Below are 17,546 nucleotides of genomic sequence, written 5' to 3'. Positions count from 1 at the left end.
CGATGGCATGCAGAAAAAAAGTGGCACTTTAGCGCTTCATTTGTTGCATTTCATGCCATGATAATCAGGAGTGAAACGTTATTTTAAGGATTGTGCGGTGGCGCTGCGGCATTTTTTTCTGATACTTCTGGTGGTATCAATCTGGGCATTTAACAATATCGCCATTAAATGGGGGCTGTTAGATCTTCCTCCTTTGATGCTCACTACCCTGCGATTCGTGGTGGTGGCGTTGATTCTGGTGCCGTTTACCCGCGTAAATCTTCACCAGCTGCGCTATCTTGCCGTACTTGCTTTCACCTTTGGTTTTATGCATTTCTCGCTGATGTTTATCAGTCTTAACAATACCGATGCCGGAACGGCGGCAGTGATCGTCCAGCTGGGTACGCCGATCGCGATGCTGTTAGCGATGGTCATCCTGAAAGAGAAACTGCGCCTGGTACAGCTACTGGGGATTGCCATTTCGCTCAGCGGGGTGGTGGTGCTGTCCGGCAGCCCGACTATCCCTAACTGGTGGGTGCTGGTTCTGATGCTGCTGAGCGCCTTCGGCTGGGCAATCAGCAATATGATCGTGAAAAAATCACCGCCAATCAGCCCACTGACGATGACCGGCTGGCTGTCATTTTTAGCCATCCCGATTGTCGGCTGTGCTTCATGGCTGACCGAGTCCGATCAAATAACGCTGCTGGTAAACGCCTCATGGCGCGGCTGGTTTGCCATTCTGTTTAGCGCAATAGGCTCCTCGATTATCGCTTACTCGCTGTGGTACAGCCTGCTTAAGCACTACAACGTTAATCTGATCATGCCCTACTCTCTGCTGACACCGGTGCTGGCGGTGATTATGGGCGTCCTGGTGCTCGGCGACAGTATGAACGGCTTTAAAGTCGCGGGATCGCTGCTGGTCATCCTCGGAACGGCAATAGCGGTGATCAACCTGCGCAATCTGCGTATGCATGCAAAACTGGCGCGGTTCCGCTATGCGGGGCGCAGTAAACGGCATTAAACATTTCTGGAGGGCGTGATGAACGATCGGATAACCACTGAACTCTGGCAGCAGCTTTGGCAGGGGTTACGCAATGCATTATCGCCTCCGCCTCCGCTTATCCTCTCCGGTCGCCAGGCTCTGGTGTCCGCTTATCCGGTCAGTGAACTGGCCACCAGCAGCGTTGCGCTGGCCGCACAGGCCGTAGCCAGCCTGATAGACAGTCCCCGGCCGCTGCACGTTGACTGTGCCCTTGCTTCCCGCTGGTTCCAGCACGCCCTTCGTCCGATTAATCGTCAGCCAGCCGCTCTGTGGGACCCGTTTGCCGGGGATTACGCCTGCGCTGACGGCTGGCTCCGCCTGCATACCAATGCGCCGCATCACCTGGAGGCGATGGAGCGCGTGCTGGGCAGGCACGATAACCGTCAGGCGCTGGCCGTCACGGTCACGGGATGGGACCGTTTCACGCTCGAACAGGCCGTGGTGGATGCCGGTGGCTGCGCGGCCGCGTTACCCAGCCGCGAGGAGTGGCAGCAGCATCCGCAGGGGCAAAGCGTCAGTCGTGAAGCGCTGATTGAGCAAAGCCTGCAACCCTGCGGACCACCTCCTGAATGGTCGCTCCCCCCTGCTCGCCCGCTGTACGGCGTACGGGTGCTGGACCTGACGCGAATTATTGCCGGGCCGGTCGCCACACGCTTCCTGGCCGGGCTGGGCGCAGAGGTGCTGCGCATCGATCCGCCAGGCTGGCAGGAACCGTCTTTAGAAGAAGAGATTACTCTGGGAAAACGCTGCGCGCGGCTGGACCTGAAATCAGCCGAAGGGCGGCGTCAGTTCGAAATCCTGCTGGGCCAGAGCGATGTGCTGGTCCACGGCTACCGAGCCGATGCGCTGATTAATCTCGGCTACGACCAGGAGATGCTGCAAAAGTTGAAGCCCGGCCTGATCGACGTCAGCCTGAACGCATGGGGATGGACAGGGCCGTGGCGAAACCGGCGCGGTTTTGACAGCCTGGTGCAAATGGCCTGCGGCATTGCCGATCGCGGGCGTCAATGGCAGGGAGGCGATGCGCCGGTCCCGCTGCCGGTCCAGGCGCTGGATCACGCAACCGGCTATCTGATGGCGGCGGCGGTGCTGGAAGGAATGCGCCAGCGGCGACTGCACAGTACCGGGTTTGCCGCCCGCCTGTCGCTGGCACGTACCGCCAGCCTGCTGTCAGACTCCCCTTACTCTGCCGATGAGCAGCCTGCCGGGCTGGGTGCCAGACAGCCACAGGATGAAGAACAGGAAACGGTGATTTCCCACTGGGGGATTGCGGCCCAGCTTCGCGCGCCGTTCCGGCTGCCGGGAACACCGCTGCTGTGGTCACGATCGCCATCGCCGCTGGGTTCAGCCACAGCAGAATGGCTGGCGGTGAGTGAACAGCGTTAACCCATAAGCGATTAGAAAATCACGGCAGGATCGTGCCTGAAACAAACACACAACCAGCCACAGCACGACAGCACCTGAAGAAAAACACGCAGTAGCCACAGTAAGACAGCAACTGAAGGCTCACGCGCAGCCAGCAACAGGAAAGATAACGCCCGGACAGGCTGCGCTGCAACGTGGTGCTTACTCGGCTTCGCCGCCCTGCTGCTCTTCCAGCTCGGCCAGCTCATCGCGCATCGTCTGCACGGCTTCACGGCTGATTGCCGCCAGCGTGCGGTAAAACGCCGTTGAGGCGTGAGCCTCTACCTTGCCGAGAAACGCGCCGCACCACGGCATCAGGAACTCATCAAACAGAGTGACCTGTGCCAGGAACTCATCGGCCTCGGACTGATCCTCCAGCCAGGAAGAAGCCAACAGCAGTGCGCCAAAATGATCCGCCGGTCCTTCGCCCAGCGGCATACCGCGGCTGGTCAGAAATGCGCGAACCTCCACTTCCTGCGGCCCCTGCGGCCACTGCGAACCGTACGGCGGCACCTTGCACTCGCTGCCAACAAACAGCGCGTTATAGTCAGCGGCCAGCAGCTGCGGATCGCTGTTTTCCTGCAGGCGGGTCAGCAGCTCATCCTGCTCCAGCGGCCAGTGCTGTTGCAGCTTACCTGACTGAAGCAGTGTAAACAGCGGCACCAGCAGCGGGTCCTGCGGCTGGCGGTTATACAGCGAGCCAAGGATGCGGCAGATGATAGAAAACTCATTCATTAGTTCGATTCCAAAAGTATGTCAGGGCTGAATCATACTATAGATCCGGCGGCGACTGGGTGGAAGCATCGCTGAGGCTAACCCTGAGCAACCATTCTCATTCATCAACGAAATCCTGTTAGCTAAATCCGAAATGAACAACGGAATAGTAACCAAATATGCGCGTAGTAAAGACAGATCGGGAAATTGACGTATATCAGACAAATTACTGATACACCAGCAATGGCAGACATATAACCACACTAACACTCAGTAAACTCTTCAAGCGTTTTTCCGGCACGAAGCATGAGGAAGTTGCCGATCAATCCTTAGTAATACTCTCAGCATCAACATTATAAGACCACTTAATATCCCCACTTTTTTGGTCCATGCCAAATATATGCATCCCACTACGCTTATCTGAATAAAACTTTATTGCCACACCGGTATTTTTGCATCTTCCCGGAGCCGTTTCATCACAATCTTCATCTATGAATGTTTGAAGCATGAACGGCCGCCCTTGATTATCTATTTGATCATCGTGCGTGCTGTAAGGCTTGAGTCTCAATGGTTTTTCCTCAACACCCACTATCACAGCCTTTTTGAAATCATCGCTTATCGTCATACGTTTATTCGTATCAATGTTGATATAATAAGCTGCATCAGCAGTAAAACACACCATAAGGCAGCCAAAGGCCACACTGCAAAGCTTCATCTAACCACTTGAATAAAATCAAATTTATGTCTTGCGCCGTGTAAAAAAAACGTCCATACGTAGTAAATTACAACGCATATTTATTTATAAGTAACATCTCTCTTTTTAAATTCAATTGTTGAATGTGCCGCTTTCTTTAATAAATCATAATAGATAACATACCCGCCGCCCTTAGCATCGGTGAACAGACCTAGCATCAGCAATGGATAAGTACATTGTTTATTTTTCTTGCACCGCTCATCCATATACACGTCAATGGTGTATTCTCTGCCCGACATCGTGTCTATATTGTTATATGTACTTGTGATGTATTCATAGTTCATCGGCTCTGATGCATTTAACGTGATCTTCTTTCCTTCGTTAAGAAGAAGAATATCGGCTCCACCATTCAAATGAATCCTGGGTTCTGCATAGGCAGTACTGGCCAGTAGCATTAACCCCAGTAGGGCCTTTCTCATCATCGTTATCCGTTCAGAAAGTTCGCCTGTAAAAAATATCACGGGCCACCCCAGGCGGCGATACTTTTGTAAGTTTTAGATAAATAAAAGTGCAATCAGGTTAATGACCAGTACACTCAATTTCTGCATAAAATATGATCTATGGTCACCAATTAGACACAGAAAGAGGATATTCAACGATCGGCAGGCATTCAGAACAGCAGGCGTAGAGCCGCTCTCTATGCCTGCTGAGCGCCTGCGATTGCTGAAGCATCAGCAATCGCAGCCATACGCCCCAAAACCAAACTAAAACTCAGCAAACTCTTCTATCGTTTTGCCGGTGCGCAGCGCGAGGAAGTCGAGCAGGCGGCGCGGCGTAACGTTCAGCACGCGATCTTTCGGGAAATCCACCTCACGCATGATGCGCAGGCAGTGCTCGAAATTACCAAGGGTAAAAGCGGTATGGGAATCTGAGCCCAGCGCCAGCCAGCCGCCCGCCTCTTTTACCGCTGCGGCAACGGCGCGGCAGTTCGGTTCACTGCCCTTACGGGAGGTGGTAAAGGAAGAGTTGTTCAGCTCCAGCGCCACGTTATATTTCGCCGCCGCTTCGGCTACCGCCTGAATGTCGATGGGATACTTCGGGTTGCCGGGATGGCTGATGATATGCACCAGCCCGTTGGCCATAGTGGCAATCATCGCTTTGGTATTATGTTCTTTATCCTGCGGTTGCAGCACCGGCTCGTGGAAGCCTGCAACGATAATGTCGATCGCTTCCAGCATCGGTCCGCTGCAATCAATCTCACCCTCGTTGTTTTTTATGTTCGCTTCAATGCCGCGCAAAATACCCACGCCGTCAATCACCCGCGGCCAGACTCTCATATTCACGAAGTGCCAGTAGTGCGGCGCATCGGCCATATCCGGGCCGTGGTCGGTGATCGCCAACAGCTTAACGCCGCAGGTTTGTGCCTGAAGCACGTAGTCACGCAGCGTACTGTAGGCATGGGTGCTGGCAACGGTGTGCATATGAAGGTCAACGGGATACATGATTTACTCCTTAATGTTCAGGGCCGCGCCGCTCACTGGGCGGCCCTTATCGTTTAGTAACCGCGTTCTAAATCAACGCGGCCTTCCGGCATCTGATTATTTTCACACTGGGCAATCGCCCCTGCGATATAGTCCATAGCTTCCTCGGGTAAGGTTACAGCCGCATTATGCGGTGTGATGGCGATATCAGGATGTGACCAGAAAGGATGATCAGCAGGCAGAGGCTCAACATTGAAGACGTCCAGCGCAGCAGCTTTAACTTCCCCCGCCGCCAGCGCGGCCAGCAGATCGTCGTCAACCACATGCGGCCCACGAGCCAGGTTAATCAGGAATGCGCCGGGCTTGAGCTGGCTCAGCAGCTGACGATTAATAATGCCAACGGTCTGCGGCGTATTAGGCAGCAGATTAATCAGCACACGGGTGCCGGAAAGAAACTCACCCAGCTGCTCCTGACCGTGGGAACTGGTAACACCCTCGATTTGCTTCGGCGATCGGCTCCAGCAGCGCACCGGGAAGCCCCAGTCCAGCAGACTTTTCGCCACGCTGCCACCCAGCACGCCTGCGCCTAACAGCCCGATAGAGAACGCTTCTCGCTGGTTGTTTTCCAGATGCTTCCAGCTAGCTTCACGCTTGAGCTGTTGATATTCGTTAAAACGGCGGAACCAGCCGAGTACGTGATAGACAGCGTACTCCTGCATCTGGCGGCTCATGCCGGTATCTTCCAAGCGGAACAACGGCACACCGGGAGCCAGCATCTCAGGATGCCGCTTTAACTGGCCGAGAATATCATCCACCCCGGCCCCCAGCGCGAACACCCCCTTCAGCTGGCGTCCCTGCAGCATAGCGACGGGCGGTTCACGCACCAGCGCATAATCAGCAGGAAGATCGTCGCCCGGCTGCCACAGTCGGACCCGCGCACCCGGCAGGCGGCGCTGAACCCCGTCAATCCAGGCCTGAGCGTTAAAAGAGGGATGGTAATAGATGATGTCCACGTTTTTTCTCCTGTTTTTCTTTAAGGCTCGGGTAAAACGCCACAGCTGGCAAGAAAAAAATGGTCGCGAATTCGTATTTTCAGGCTGGTTTGGCCTCTCTCCTGCCGTTTTTATCGGCAAAGTGATTTAAAACTGATTAAACGCACGCAAAAGCGTTGAAAGTCAGTTGACCGCAGCGAGGCTTTTCCCCTACATTAGCGCCCGTCGACAACGCAGTTGCGATAACAATATGGTGAGGTGTCCGAGTGGCTGAAGGAGCACGCCTGGAAAGTGTGTATACGGCAACGTATCGAGGGTTCGAATCCCTCCCTCACCACCATATTTAAAGAGAGAGCCTGAACGAAAGTTCAGGCTTTTTTTTGCATATTTCGCGGCCAGGGAGGGTGAGAACCCTCGACTGGGTTCGACAAAACGGCAGGAATGACGTTTTGCACAGCCGCAGGCTGCCCGCAGGGCGAGGCACAGGGAAGTGCCTCGTGATATCCCTCCCTCACCACCATATTTAAAGAGAAAGCCTGAACGAAAGTTCAGGCTTTTTTTTGCATATTTCGCGGCCAGGGAGGGTGAGAACCCTCGACAGGGTTCGACAAAACGGCAGGAATGACGTTTTGCACAGCCGCAGGCTGCCGGACGTTGCTCATTTTTGCACGCACATCAACGCAGGCGAATACACGCCCTGCAAAACAAATGCATTACCCAATTCATTTATCTTGATATAGCGACCGTGATTAAGATCGGGGCTGATCAATACCTTGCTCATCACTTCATCGACGGCGTTATCCGCACTGCGCTTCGACATCGTGATATCGGTAAGATGATAAATCCCATTTCTTTGCCGCTGGTAGCTAAAGCCATAAGAGCGTTCAACCTGGTAGGTAACCGCATTCGACTTCACCGTACCCGACATATTGAAGTAGCCTTTGTTGTCATTGCCCATCAGCAGATAGGAGTTGAGCCCGGCAGAGAAGTTGAAAGCATCAGAATCCACGATCAGGTAGCCGGTGCAGTCGAAACCGTTCTTGTTAGCAGGAGAGTATACCCTGTACCCTAAAATTAATATGGCCACGACCACCGCAGTGGAAAGCATGTAAATTAATTTCCTCTGGAGTTTAGCGCGTAATTTCATAATCAGCTCTGTAATAATTTTCACACGATGAGAATTTCTTGCGTTTGTCGTCAACATAGTTGCAGCGGGAGATAAAAATCCGACCTTTTTTATCGGTCAATACGGGGTCAGAGACGCGAACGAAGAAAATACTGTTACCGGAACACAACATGCCCTTCGTTGCGATAACATTTTGCAGAGCCGCAAGAGACTTTTCTGATTCGTGTGGATTAAAGCTTCTTACCGGGCAATTATCTATATTACCTAAAGACCAGGTCATCTCTTCCTGCCTGCCGCTATCCCCCATGATATACAAAGCAAGAATAAGCGCGACTAATACAGTCAAAGCGACAGAAAGCAGCGCGACCTTTAATTTCATGAAAGAAGGTTTAACCAGAACAGACTCTTCTGCGCGGATTTTTTCTGCTACGGTATTTTCGCGATGTTTATTTTCGTGGTATTGAGATTCAGTTGAATTAATTTTGAAAACGTCAGATTCTGCAGCAGCATCTTCGGCACGATTGTTGCCTTCATACTGCGCCATATCAGGCTCTGATGTGGCGCGGGTATTGAGCTCAACCGGCGGCTCAATGTCGGGTTCAATTACTGTTCCCCCCGAGCGTTCGTCGTCATCAACCCACTCCACGCGAACGGCTTTAGAAATCATAAAACCCAATTTGGGTACGGTTACGATGATTTCATCCGTACAGCCAAGGTTTTTAAACACCGCTCTTAAATCTGAGATGTACTTGTAAAGACTATTGCTTGACGTTGATAAACCATAAGCATCCCATACATTTTCAAGCAGTTCATCTTTCGATATCACATTACCTTTGTGCTGCAGAAGATACGCCAGCAATCTGCCCGTCGTAGCAGTCAAAATTACGCGGGTATCGTCATCTGTCCACACTCGCCCGTCATCATTCCTGAAAAAAATCGACTCCTGAATCCTGTAAATCATGCCTCAGCCTTTGATTTATTTAAGTGCCAGATCTCAAAAGTAAAAATACACCATAACGCAGCAGTTATTTTGACTAAAAAAGTTTATAATTTAACCACTTATCAGCATAAAAATCCAAATAAGTGAAAATTACAAATACAAATAACCATTTTGGATTCACGGTGATAATCTTTACCCCATCGAAACGAGATGCACGCAGCAGCCTTAAAGCAACACTGATTAAAGCGCTTGCCTGCAGACGTGAATCCTTAAACAGCGTGAATTGATGAGGAACAAAAAACAGCAGAAATTGGCCACCACACAGTTAAGAAGTCTGAACGCCGATTTCAACAGCTGGTATACGAAAAACAGCCAGATAAAGAAAAACATACGGAAGCAGGGATTAAATACCTTAGTGTTAGAAAGTTCTTACTCAACATTGACTGTAAAGTTGTTCTGTAGCGCAGGTGATTAACATGGAGACATGACGACATCAAGGCGCGAAACGTTAAAAAAAAGTGTTGCGTAGAGGAATACTACCTAAGAAAATTCCAATACAAAGAGTGTGCCTATTATTTTTGAGTTAAACGATAATCACAACCTATCAATCTGGCAGTGAATTATCCTTAAATAAGAAGGTTAATCGAACTTAAAAATCGACACACAAACACATTACGGAACTTACATCCAGTTAACGACTTACAAGTAGATAAATTAACTGCTTTTGACCTTGTGACATAGCTGAAGATTTTTAAGGTGGTAAATTATTGCGGAGTTATTGATATGTCGGGCACACAGGGAATAAGAGTCGATATCATGGAATTGAAATCAGTCACTAAACAGTCAAGGAATGTTTTATCGCACGACCAATATTTTATTCTTGGCCTACTGGAACTGCTCGGCACAGATTTTATTGAAGCATTTTACCAGGTTGTTGACCTGGATTTTAATGACATAAATGAATGTAAGGACCTGTCTGCATCCAGAAAGAAAACGGTGGCATTCGCATCCAGCGACCTGGCCTATTACAACTCTGAACTTTATGAGGAAGTAGCCGTTTTAGATAAAGGAAGCAGCCTGAAAGAAATCGTGTCTTTCTTTGCGAGTGAGAACACACCAGGGAATTACCACATTAAATTTAACTTAACGCATCGTGAAAAACAGATGCTCAACATGTTAAGGAAGGGAGAAAGTAACAAGGAAATAGCCTTAAAACTTGGCGTAAAGCTAAAAACAATTTACTCACACCGGCGAAATTTAATGATGAAGCTTGGATGTGAAAACAGAATTATGTTCCATAAGTTATTTTTAAAAAACCGGCTTATTACATCTGAGTAATAGCCTCACCAATATGATAAAGGAAATATATCATGAAAAAATTAGCGATTGTTGTTCTGTCTGCCCTGTCTCTGACCTCTACTGCTGCTCTGGCTGCGACAACGACTGTAAATGGCGGTACGGTTCACTTTAAAGGTGAAGTCGTTAACGCAGCCTGTGCTGTCGATGCTGGCTCAATGGACCAGACCGTCATGTTAGGCCAGGTTCGTTCAGCGAAGCTCGCCGCGCTGGGTGACACCAGCTCAGCGGTTGGTTTCAACATCCAGCTGAACGACTGTGACACCTCCGTTGCTACCAAAGCCGCCGTTGCCTTCTCCGGTACTGCCATTGACAACGCCAACCCAGACGTACTGGCGCTGCAAAGCTCCGCTGCGGGCAGCGCAACCAACGTTGGTGTACAGATCCTCGACAGAACCGGTACCCCACTGAAGCTGGATGGCGCTGACTTCAGCACCGCAACGGCTCTGAACGACGGTACCAACGTGATTCCATTCCAGGCTCGCTACTTCGCTACCGATGCTGCCACAGCAGGTACCGCGAACGCTGACGCCACCTTTAAAGTTCAGTACGAGTAAGACACCCATCACGCAGGGAAGCAAGTCGGGCCAGGATGGCCCGCTATCCGCAACGGGACTGGGATGAACAAAATGCAAAGGATGAAATCGGGTCTGTTGATGTTGCTGTTACCCCCGCTGGCACTGGCGGGAAATCAGTGGAACGTCACTTTACCCGGCGGAAGTATGCGTTTCCAGGGGATCGTTATCGCCGAATCCTGTCGCGTTGAAGTCGGTGACCGGCAAATGACTGTCAGGATGGGGCAAATCAGTAGTCATCGTTTTCATGCCGTAGGGGAAGATGCCAATCCCGTTCCCTTCGACATCCAGCTGCAGGAATGCAGCACGGCAGTTAGCCAGCGTGTAGGTGTGACCTTTCACGGCGTGGCTGATGGTAAAAACCCGGATGTTCTCTCCGTCGGAGAAGGACCTGGGATCGCAACCGGAATTGGGGTTGCACTGTTCGACAAAGATGACCAGTTAATCAGTCCAAATTCACCACCCGCTTCATGGACGCGAATTTATACCGGGCTGAACACATTACATTTCGTCGCAAAATATCGGGCAACGGGCAATCAGGTTACCGGCGGCATCGCCAATGCACAGGCCTGGTTCTCCCTGACCTACCAGTAATGAACAGCATAGATACCGCCAACAGAACATACGGTGAATGCTAAAGGAGACAACATGAAAAAAACACTCAACTTCACTCGGGGCCTGTTGGCTGGCTTATTTATGGTTGCCACTGCGGGCCTGGTTCCGCAGGCAGAAGCCGGCGTTGCACTGGGCGCAACCCGGGTCATTTATCCCGCCGGGCAAAAACAGGTTCAGCTGGCTGTCACCAATAACGACGACAGCAGCACTTATCTTATCCAGTCATGGGTTGAGAATAAGGATGGAGTGAAGGACGGCCGTTTCGTTATCACCCCTCCGCTGTTTGCCATGCAGGGTAAAAAAGAGAACACCCTGCGCATCGTGGATGCCACTAACAATCAGCTGCCGCAGGATCGCGAAAGCCTGTTCTGGATGAACGTTAAAGCGATCCCGTCAATGGAGAAATCAAAGCTCAGCGAAAATACGCTACAGCTGGCCATTATCAGCCGCATCAAGCTCTACTATCGCCCGGCTAATCTCGCCATGCCGCCAGAGCAGGCCGCAGAAAAAATTAAGTTTCGCCGCAGCGCGGGTACCCTCACGCTGATTAATCCAACGCCTTATTACCAGACCGTCACCGAGATCAACGCCGGTACCCGAATTCTGGAAAATGCACTCGTGCCGCCAATGGGTGAAGTCAGCATCAAACTCCCTGCAGATGCAGGCAGTGATATCTCCTACCGGACCATTAATGATTACGGTGCTTTAACCCCGCGCATGAAAGGCGCGATGCAGTAAATCGATGGGGAGAGACACTCTCCCCTTCCCCCTATTAACGAAAAGAAATGACTGCCGGGCGACTTCGGACCGGAGGGACTATGTCACATTTGAAATATGGACTCGACCGTTTGGCTTTCCGACGCGCACTGAGCAATGAAACACGATCTTCCGGCAAATTCGTCCGCATTCCACTCGCGATTTTACTGGCCTCCCAGACCTTTTCTACACAGGCTGAAATTTACTTTAACCCGCGTTTTCTGGCAGACGATCCCGCCGCAGTCGCGGACCTTTCTAATTTTGAAAAAGGACAGGAAGTTCCGGCGGGTACTTACCGCGTTGATATTTATCTCAACGACGGTTACATGACGACTCATGACGTCAGCTTTAATCCGGGAGAAGACGGTCACGGTTTGATTCCCTGCCTGACACGCGGCCAGCTGAGCGATATGGGTGTGAACACCGCATCAATAGCCGGAATGGACCTGCTGGGAAATGATGCCTGCGTAGCGCTCGCTCAGATGATTCCCGATGCCACCAGCCGCTTTGATGTGGGTCAGCAGCGTTTACACCTGACCATTCCTCAGGCTTTTATGGGCGGACATGCTCGCGGCTATATTCCACCTGAAATGTGGGATAACGGTATTAATGCCGGTTTGCTGAACTACAACTTCACCGGTAACAGCGTTCACAACACGAACGGCGGCAACAGCAATTATGCTTACCTGAACCTGCAAAGCGGGCTGAATATCGGTGCCTGGCGCCTGCGCGATAACACCACCTGGAGTTACAGCAGCAGCGGCAGCTCCAACAGCAATGAAAATAAATGGCAGCACGTGAACACCTGGCTGGAGCGCGACATCACTTCATGGCGTTCACGCCTGACGCTGGGCGACAGCTACAGCAACAGCGATATCTTCGACGGCATCAACTTCCGCGGCCTCCAGCTGGCTTCAGATGACAATATGCTGCCGGACAGCCAGCGAGGCTTCGCACCGTCCGTTCATGGTATTGCGCGCGGTACGGCACAGGTTTCGATCAAACAAAACGGCTACGAGATCTATCACAGTACCGTGCCACCGGGCCCGTTCACCATCAACGATCTGTACGCAGCAGGAAGCGGCGGCGATCTGCAGGTCACCATTAAAGAAGCGGACGGCAGCAGCCAGGTTTTCACCGTGCCCTACTCTTCTGTACCGATCCTGCAGCGTGAAGGCCGTACCCGCTACTCATTTACCGCCGCGGAATACCGCAGCGGTAACGATCAGCAGGAAAACCCCCATTTTGTCCAGGGCACCCTGCTACACGGGCTGGCTTCGGGTTTTACGATCTACGGCGGCGCACAGCTGGCAGATCGCTATCGTGCATTTAATTTCGGCGTAGGTAAAAACATGGGCGAGTTCGGCGCGCTGTCACTTGATGTGACGCAGGCCAACGCCACCCTGCCCGATGACAGCGATCATCAGGGGCAGTCGATACGTTTTCTGTATAACAAATCGCTCAGTGAAGTGGGCACCAATTTCCAGCTGGTAGGTTATCGCTATTCTACCCGCGGCTTTTTCAGCTTTGCCGACACCACCTACAACCGCATGAGCGGTTACAACGTGGAAACACAGGACGGCATCGTTGAGATGAAACCGGTCTTTACTGACTACTACAACCTCGCCTACAGCAAGCGGGGCAAAGTGCAGGCCAGCATCACACAGCAGTTAGGACGCACTGCGACGGCCTATTTGAGCGGCAGTCATCAGACCTACTGGGGAACCGATGGCGCCGATGAGCAGCTGCAGCTGGGTTTGAACACCGCCGTTGATGACATTAACTGGACGCTGAGCTACAGCCTGACCAAAAACGCCTGGCAGCAGGGCCGTGACCAGATGCTGGCGCTGAACGTGTCGATTCCGTTCAGCCACTGGATGCGTTCCGACAGCCAATCCGCATGGCGTAATGCCAGCGCAAGCTACAGCATGTCGAACGATCTTAATGGACGGACAACCAGCCTGGCCGGGCTTTACGGTACCGTACTGGAAGACAACAACCTGAGCTATAGCATGCAGACCGGCTATGCAGGCGGTGGTAACGGCAGCAGCGGCAGTAACGGGTATGCGGCACTGAACTATCGCGGTGGTCGCGCTAACGCTAACGTTGGCTACAGCCGCAGTGAAAATATTGATCAGGTTTACTACGGCATGAGCGGCGGTGTACTGGCGCATGCTAACGGCGTAACGCTAAGCCAGCCAATGAACGATACGGTCGTGCTGATTAAGGCACCTGGTGCAGGAAATGTAAAAGTTGAAAACCAGACCGGCGTTCGCACCGACAGCCGCGGCTACGCCGTACTGCCTTACGCCACGGATTATCGCGAAAACCGTATCGCACTGAATACCAACAGTCTGGCGGACAACATTGAACTGAATGACGCCGTTGCCACCGTGGTGCCGACACACGGCGCGATTGTTCGTGCCGAGTTTAAGGCGCAGGTCGGTATGAAACTGCTGATGGCCCTGACTTACAAAGGCAAACCCGTACCGTTTGGTGCCATGGCGTCTTCTGCTGACGGCCAGAATAGCAGCATCGTCGCCGACGGTGGCCAGGTGTATCTCAGCGGCATGCCAGCGACCGGTAAGGTGCTGGTGAAATGGGGAGACGGTGCAGACGCCAGTTGCCAGGCCGATTACCGCGTGGCGAAAGAAGACCAGGATCAGGCATTAAGCCAGCTGTCAGCGGTGTGCCGCTAAGGAAGCCATGATGAAAAAAACACTTTATCTGCTGGGCGCATGCCTTCTACTGGCCTCTAACGGAGCCGCTGCGGCAGACAGCACGATTACCATCAGCGGCTACGTGCGGGATAACGCCTGCACCGTAGCGGGTGAATCAAAAGACTTCACCGTCGATCTGATGAACAACGCGAGCCGGCAATTTCACGCGGTGGGCAGTACCACACCTCCGGTTCCGTTCCGTATCCTGCTTTCGCCCTGCGGCAGTTCGGTAACGGCGGTAAAAGTTGGCTTCACCGGCGTGGCGGATAACGATAATACCGCACTGCTGAAGCTCAATACCGGTGCAGCATCGGCGGCTGGGATGGGGATCCAAATCCTTAACGCACAGCAGGCAATGCTGCCGCTGAACGCCACCTCCGCCAGTATTCCCTGGACCACGCTGACGCCGGGGCAGGCTAATACGCTGAACTTTTATGCTCAGTTGATGACCACCCGCATCCCGGTCACGGCCGGGCACGTGAACGCCACCGCAACGTTCACTCTTGAATTTCTGTAACGGGAGACTGAAATGAAATTGACCCGGAACGGATGGCTGTTGGCACTTATGCTGTCAGTTGCCTCCCCGACTATGCAGGCCGCCGACGTGACGATTACCGTCAATGGCAAGGTAGTGGCGCAACCCTGCGTAGTTTCTACCAAAAACGCAGCGGTGGAACTTGGCGATCTCTACACCTTCAGCCTTGTCACAGCGGGGTCTTCGTCAGCCTGGCAGGATGCCACGCTGAGTCTGAGCAACTGCCCGGGCGGTACCTCACGGGTAACGGCCAGCTTTAGCGGCACGGCGGATGCCACGGGCTACTACAAAAACCAGGGTACGGCGGGCAACATCCAGCTTGAACTACAGGATGATGCGGGCGCCACCCTCAATACCGGCACCAAAAAATCGGTACAGGTCGATGGGACTACACAGTCCGCTACGTTCCCGCTGAAAGTCAGAGCGCTAACAGTCAACGGTGGTGCCACTCAGGGCACTATCCAGGCGGTGATCAGCGTCACCTACACCTACGCCTGAATCGGAGATATTGTTAATGAAAAAGATAATCACCCTGCTGACCGCCCTGCTGCTGATGAGCTGGTCTGCCAACGTTCTGGCGTTTGCCTGCAGAACCGCCAACGGCGCAACGATTCCAATTGGCGGCGGCACGGCCAACGTCTATGTCAATCTTACCCCGGCGGTCAGCGTCGGGCAGAACCTGGTGGTCGATTTGTCGACGCAGATTTACTGCCATAACGACTATCCGGAAACCATGATCGACTACGTTACGCTGCAGCGCGGATCGGCCTACGGCGGCGCGCTGGCCAACTTTACCGGTACCGTAAGATACAACAGCGTCAGCTATCCGTTTCCGACCACCACGGAAACCTCACCGGTGACCTATACCTCAAAAGCCGACAAGGGATGGCCAGCCGTGCTGTATCTGACGCCCATCAGCACGGCTGGTGGTGTCACGATCAAAGCCGGATCGCTGGTCGCCGTACTGATCCTGCACCAAACCAACAACAGGGATAACGACTCCTTCCAGTTCGTGTGGAATATTTATGCCAACAACAATGTGGTAGTGCCCACCGGCGGCTGCGACGTCTCCTCACGTAGCGTGACGGTGACGCTGCCGGACTATCCCGCCTCTGCCGCCGTGCCGCTTAACATCAGATGTGCGCAGAACCAGCAGATCAGCTATTACCTCTCGGGCACCACGGAAGATGCAGGCAAATCGATCTTCACCAACAGCGCCTCGGCGTCGGCGGCTCAGGGGATCGGCGTGCAAATGACCCGCAGCGGCACCATCGTCCAGGCTAACGATCCGGTTTCCCTGGGAACCGTTGGTCCAACAGCACGCGATCTCGGACTGACCGCCAACTATGCGCGCACCAGCGGGGAGCTGACGGCGGGCAACGTGCAGTCGATAATCGGCGTCACCTTTACCTATGAGTGACGCCTCGGAAATCGCGCCGACCTAAACAACATTACGGCGGCGCGAGAGGCTCTCCCACCCCGCCACGATGACCATCACGACCGTCGTCAGTCCGTTAACCATCAGGCGATCGGTCGTAAATGCTGCAGGAATGAGCAGTGCCAGCGCCGCCAGCCCGCCGATATGCGACAGAGGGAAACGGCAGTACACCAGAAACTTATAGATGGCGTTGGCCAGCAGGTAGGCCGCCGGTCCGAGCAGCAGTACCGCCGCATCCGCGACGGTGATGTGCCCATCCGGGTGGACGATCACCAGCTCGTTGGCCACCGCACAAACAATAATCGCCCCAACCAGCACCACGTGGACATAATGAAAGCGTGCGCCCATCTGTCCGGGGTTATCTGCCTTTTGGATCGCATGGCTGCCCGCCTTGCTGCTGGTATCAAAGTACACCCACCACATCGCCAGACTGCCGACAAACGCCACCAGCGACGCAATGACGATTGGCATACTCCAGACTTCCAGCTCGCTCAGCGTGGCACCGGTAATCAGAATGGTTTCACCCAACGCCACAATCACAAACAGCTGGCAACGCTCCGCCAGATGATGGCCGTCAATGGTCCATTCACGGCTGCTGTCCGAGCGCCCCAGTCCGGGCAGCGGGAAGCCAAGCATGGGGGAAAAATAGATGCAGCAAACGCCAATCGCCCATAGCACCATCCTCTCCGCACCGTCAAAGAAACAGCCGAGTATCCAGAATACGGCGGAGATGCACATCCAGCCGAGAATGCGCTGGAAATTACGCAGCAGCAGATGCCCTTTCGGCAACAGCCATAGCGTCACCGCGCTGCGGCCCACCTGGAGCGCAACATAGCACAGGGCAAACATCCAGCCGCGTTCGCCAAACGCCTGCGGCATCGCTGAGGAAGCAAACAGGCCGAGCAGCATCAGTACAAACAGCAGCAGACGGATCTGGCGGGTTTCCGGATCGAACCAGTTGGTGACCCAGGTGGTGTACTGCCAGCCCAGCCAGACGGCGAACCACAGCAGCAGGGTTTCCAGCGCGCCGACCAGCGTCAGATGATGCAGAAGATAGTGTGAGAGTTGCGTAACGGCAAAAACGTAGATCAGATCAAACAGCAGTTCGGAAAAGGTGACCGTAGCACCGTGGCCATCACGGGTGCGCAGCAGGCTTTGCGGCATAGGAAGATTCCTGAA

At 53.2% G+C, this 17,546-nt stretch carries 18 protein-coding genes, 1 tRNA gene and 1 other RNA gene; 12 read left to right on the top strand and 8 right to left on the bottom strand.

The window, feature by feature from the left end; translation table 11 throughout:
• The first annotated feature begins 97 nt into the window (after nt 1–97).
• Together OMR58_RS22925 and OMR58_RS22920 are read left to right on the top strand one after the other, a co-directional pair.
• Nucleotides 98–1,000, top strand: a complete 903-nt coding sequence (locus tag OMR58_RS22925) for a DMT family transporter (protein ID WP_264547055.1) — start codon at nt 98–100, stop codon at nt 998–1,000.
• Nucleotides 1,001–1,018: 18 nt separating this feature from the next.
• Nucleotides 1,019–2,407, top strand: a complete 1,389-nt coding sequence (locus tag OMR58_RS22920; protein ID WP_264547049.1) for a CoA transferase — start codon at nt 1,019–1,021, stop codon at nt 2,405–2,407.
• 180 nt (nt 2,408–2,587) lie between these two features.
• On the opposite strand, the gene OMR58_RS22915 is transcribed toward OMR58_RS22920, so the two are convergent.
• The 5 genes from OMR58_RS22915 to ghrA form a co-directional block, all read right to left on the bottom strand.
• A complete protein-coding gene (locus OMR58_RS22915; protein WP_200559719.1) occupies nt 2,588–3,160 on the bottom strand; it encodes a TorD/DmsD family molecular chaperone in 573 nt (190 codons plus the stop codon).
• 301 nt (nt 3,161–3,461) lie between these two features.
• Nucleotides 3,462–3,854 (bottom strand): hypothetical protein, encoded by a 393-nt coding sequence (locus tag OMR58_RS22910; RefSeq protein ID WP_264547048.1) that lies wholly within the window; start codon nt 3,852–3,854, stop codon nt 3,462–3,464.
• An 80-nt stretch (nt 3,855–3,934) separates the two neighbouring features.
• Entirely contained in the window at nt 3,935–4,315 is a 381-nt protein-coding gene (locus tag OMR58_RS22905) for a hypothetical protein (RefSeq protein WP_264547047.1), read from the bottom strand.
• Between the two features lie 282 nt (nt 4,316–4,597).
• Entirely contained in the window at nt 4,598–5,335 is a 738-nt protein-coding gene (locus OMR58_RS22900) for a phosphatase (protein WP_264547046.1), read from the bottom strand.
• Between the two features lie 53 nt (nt 5,336–5,388).
• Nucleotides 5,389–6,327 carry a glyoxylate/hydroxypyruvate reductase GhrA gene (gene ghrA, locus OMR58_RS22895; RefSeq protein ID WP_264547045.1) on the bottom strand — a complete coding sequence of 313 codons (939 nt, stop codon included), beginning with the start codon at nt 6,325–6,327 and terminating at the stop codon, nt 5,389–5,391.
• A 231-nt stretch (nt 6,328–6,558) separates the two neighbouring features.
• On the opposite strand from ghrA, the gene OMR58_RS22890 reads away from it, so the two are divergent.
• Both OMR58_RS22890 and OMR58_RS22885 read left to right on the top strand, forming a co-directional pair.
• Nucleotides 6,559–6,646: transfer RNA gene (locus OMR58_RS22890), tRNA-Ser, on the top strand.
• A 44-nt stretch (nt 6,647–6,690) separates the two neighbouring features.
• A non-coding RNA gene (locus tag OMR58_RS22885) (RtT sRNA) lies at nt 6,691–6,826 on the top strand.
• Between the two features lie 138 nt (nt 6,827–6,964).
• On the opposite strand, the gene OMR58_RS22880 is transcribed toward OMR58_RS22885, so the two are convergent.
• Both OMR58_RS22880 and OMR58_RS22875 read right to left on the bottom strand, forming a co-directional pair.
• Complete coding sequence (locus OMR58_RS22880; protein WP_264547044.1) at nt 6,965–7,414, bottom strand: hypothetical protein; 450 nt, start codon at nt 7,412–7,414, stop codon at nt 6,965–6,967.
• A 22-nt stretch (nt 7,415–7,436) separates the two neighbouring features.
• Nucleotides 7,437–8,393 (bottom strand): winged helix-turn-helix domain-containing protein, encoded by a 957-nt coding sequence (locus tag OMR58_RS22875; protein ID WP_264547043.1) that lies wholly within the window; start codon nt 8,391–8,393, stop codon nt 7,437–7,439.
• Between the two features lie 762 nt (nt 8,394–9,155).
• Between OMR58_RS22875 and OMR58_RS22870 the strand changes: the two genes are divergently transcribed.
• The 8 genes from OMR58_RS22870 to OMR58_RS22835 all read left to right on the top strand — a co-directional run bounded on the left by OMR58_RS22870 (nt 9,156) and on the right by OMR58_RS22835 (nt 16,349).
• Entirely contained in the window at nt 9,156–9,710 is a 555-nt protein-coding gene (locus tag OMR58_RS22870) for a helix-turn-helix transcriptional regulator (RefSeq protein WP_264547042.1), read from the top strand.
• A 32-nt stretch (nt 9,711–9,742) separates the two neighbouring features.
• Complete coding sequence (gene fimA / locus OMR58_RS22865; protein ID WP_105595081.1) at nt 9,743–10,285, top strand: type 1 fimbrial major subunit FimA; 543 nt, start codon at nt 9,743–9,745, stop codon at nt 10,283–10,285.
• 72 nt (nt 10,286–10,357) lie between these two features.
• Complete coding sequence (locus tag OMR58_RS22860) at nt 10,358–10,897, top strand: fimbrial protein (RefSeq protein ID WP_264547041.1); 540 nt, start codon at nt 10,358–10,360, stop codon at nt 10,895–10,897.
• A gap of 54 nt (nt 10,898–10,951) precedes the next feature.
• Nucleotides 10,952–11,656, top strand: a complete 705-nt coding sequence (locus OMR58_RS22855; RefSeq protein WP_234471716.1) for a fimbria/pilus periplasmic chaperone — start codon at nt 10,952–10,954, stop codon at nt 11,654–11,656.
• 80 nt (nt 11,657–11,736) lie between these two features.
• On the top strand, nt 11,737–14,373 hold the full coding sequence (locus OMR58_RS22850; protein ID WP_264547040.1) for a fimbrial biogenesis usher protein: 2,637 nt from the start codon (nt 11,737–11,739) through the stop codon (nt 14,371–14,373).
• 7 nt (nt 14,374–14,380) lie between these two features.
• Nucleotides 14,381–14,911 (top strand): fimbrial protein, encoded by a 531-nt coding sequence (locus OMR58_RS22845; protein WP_105595084.1) that lies wholly within the window; start codon nt 14,381–14,383, stop codon nt 14,909–14,911.
• Between the two features lie 12 nt (nt 14,912–14,923).
• Nucleotides 14,924–15,427 carry a fimbrial protein gene (locus OMR58_RS22840; RefSeq protein ID WP_264547039.1) on the top strand — a complete coding sequence of 168 codons (504 nt, stop codon included), beginning with the start codon at nt 14,924–14,926 and terminating at the stop codon, nt 15,425–15,427.
• A gap of 16 nt (nt 15,428–15,443) precedes the next feature.
• Nucleotides 15,444–16,349, top strand: a complete 906-nt coding sequence (locus OMR58_RS22835) for a fimbrial protein (RefSeq protein WP_264547038.1) — start codon at nt 15,444–15,446, stop codon at nt 16,347–16,349.
• A gap of 21 nt (nt 16,350–16,370) precedes the next feature.
• Here OMR58_RS22835 and OMR58_RS22830 read toward each other — a convergent pair whose 3' ends face one another.
• Complete coding sequence (locus tag OMR58_RS22830) at nt 16,371–17,531, bottom strand: low temperature requirement protein A (RefSeq protein ID WP_264547037.1); 1,161 nt, start codon at nt 17,529–17,531, stop codon at nt 16,371–16,373.
• Nucleotides 17,532–17,546 lie beyond the last annotated feature (15 nt).

Origin of the sequence: Erwinia sp. INIA01, from assembly GCF_025947915.1 — a bacterium.
In the GTDB taxonomy this organism is placed as follows: Bacteria; Pseudomonadota; Gammaproteobacteria; order Enterobacterales; family Enterobacteriaceae; genus Erwinia; species Erwinia coffeiphila.
This window is presented reverse-complemented; position numbering and strand designations above follow the sequence as displayed.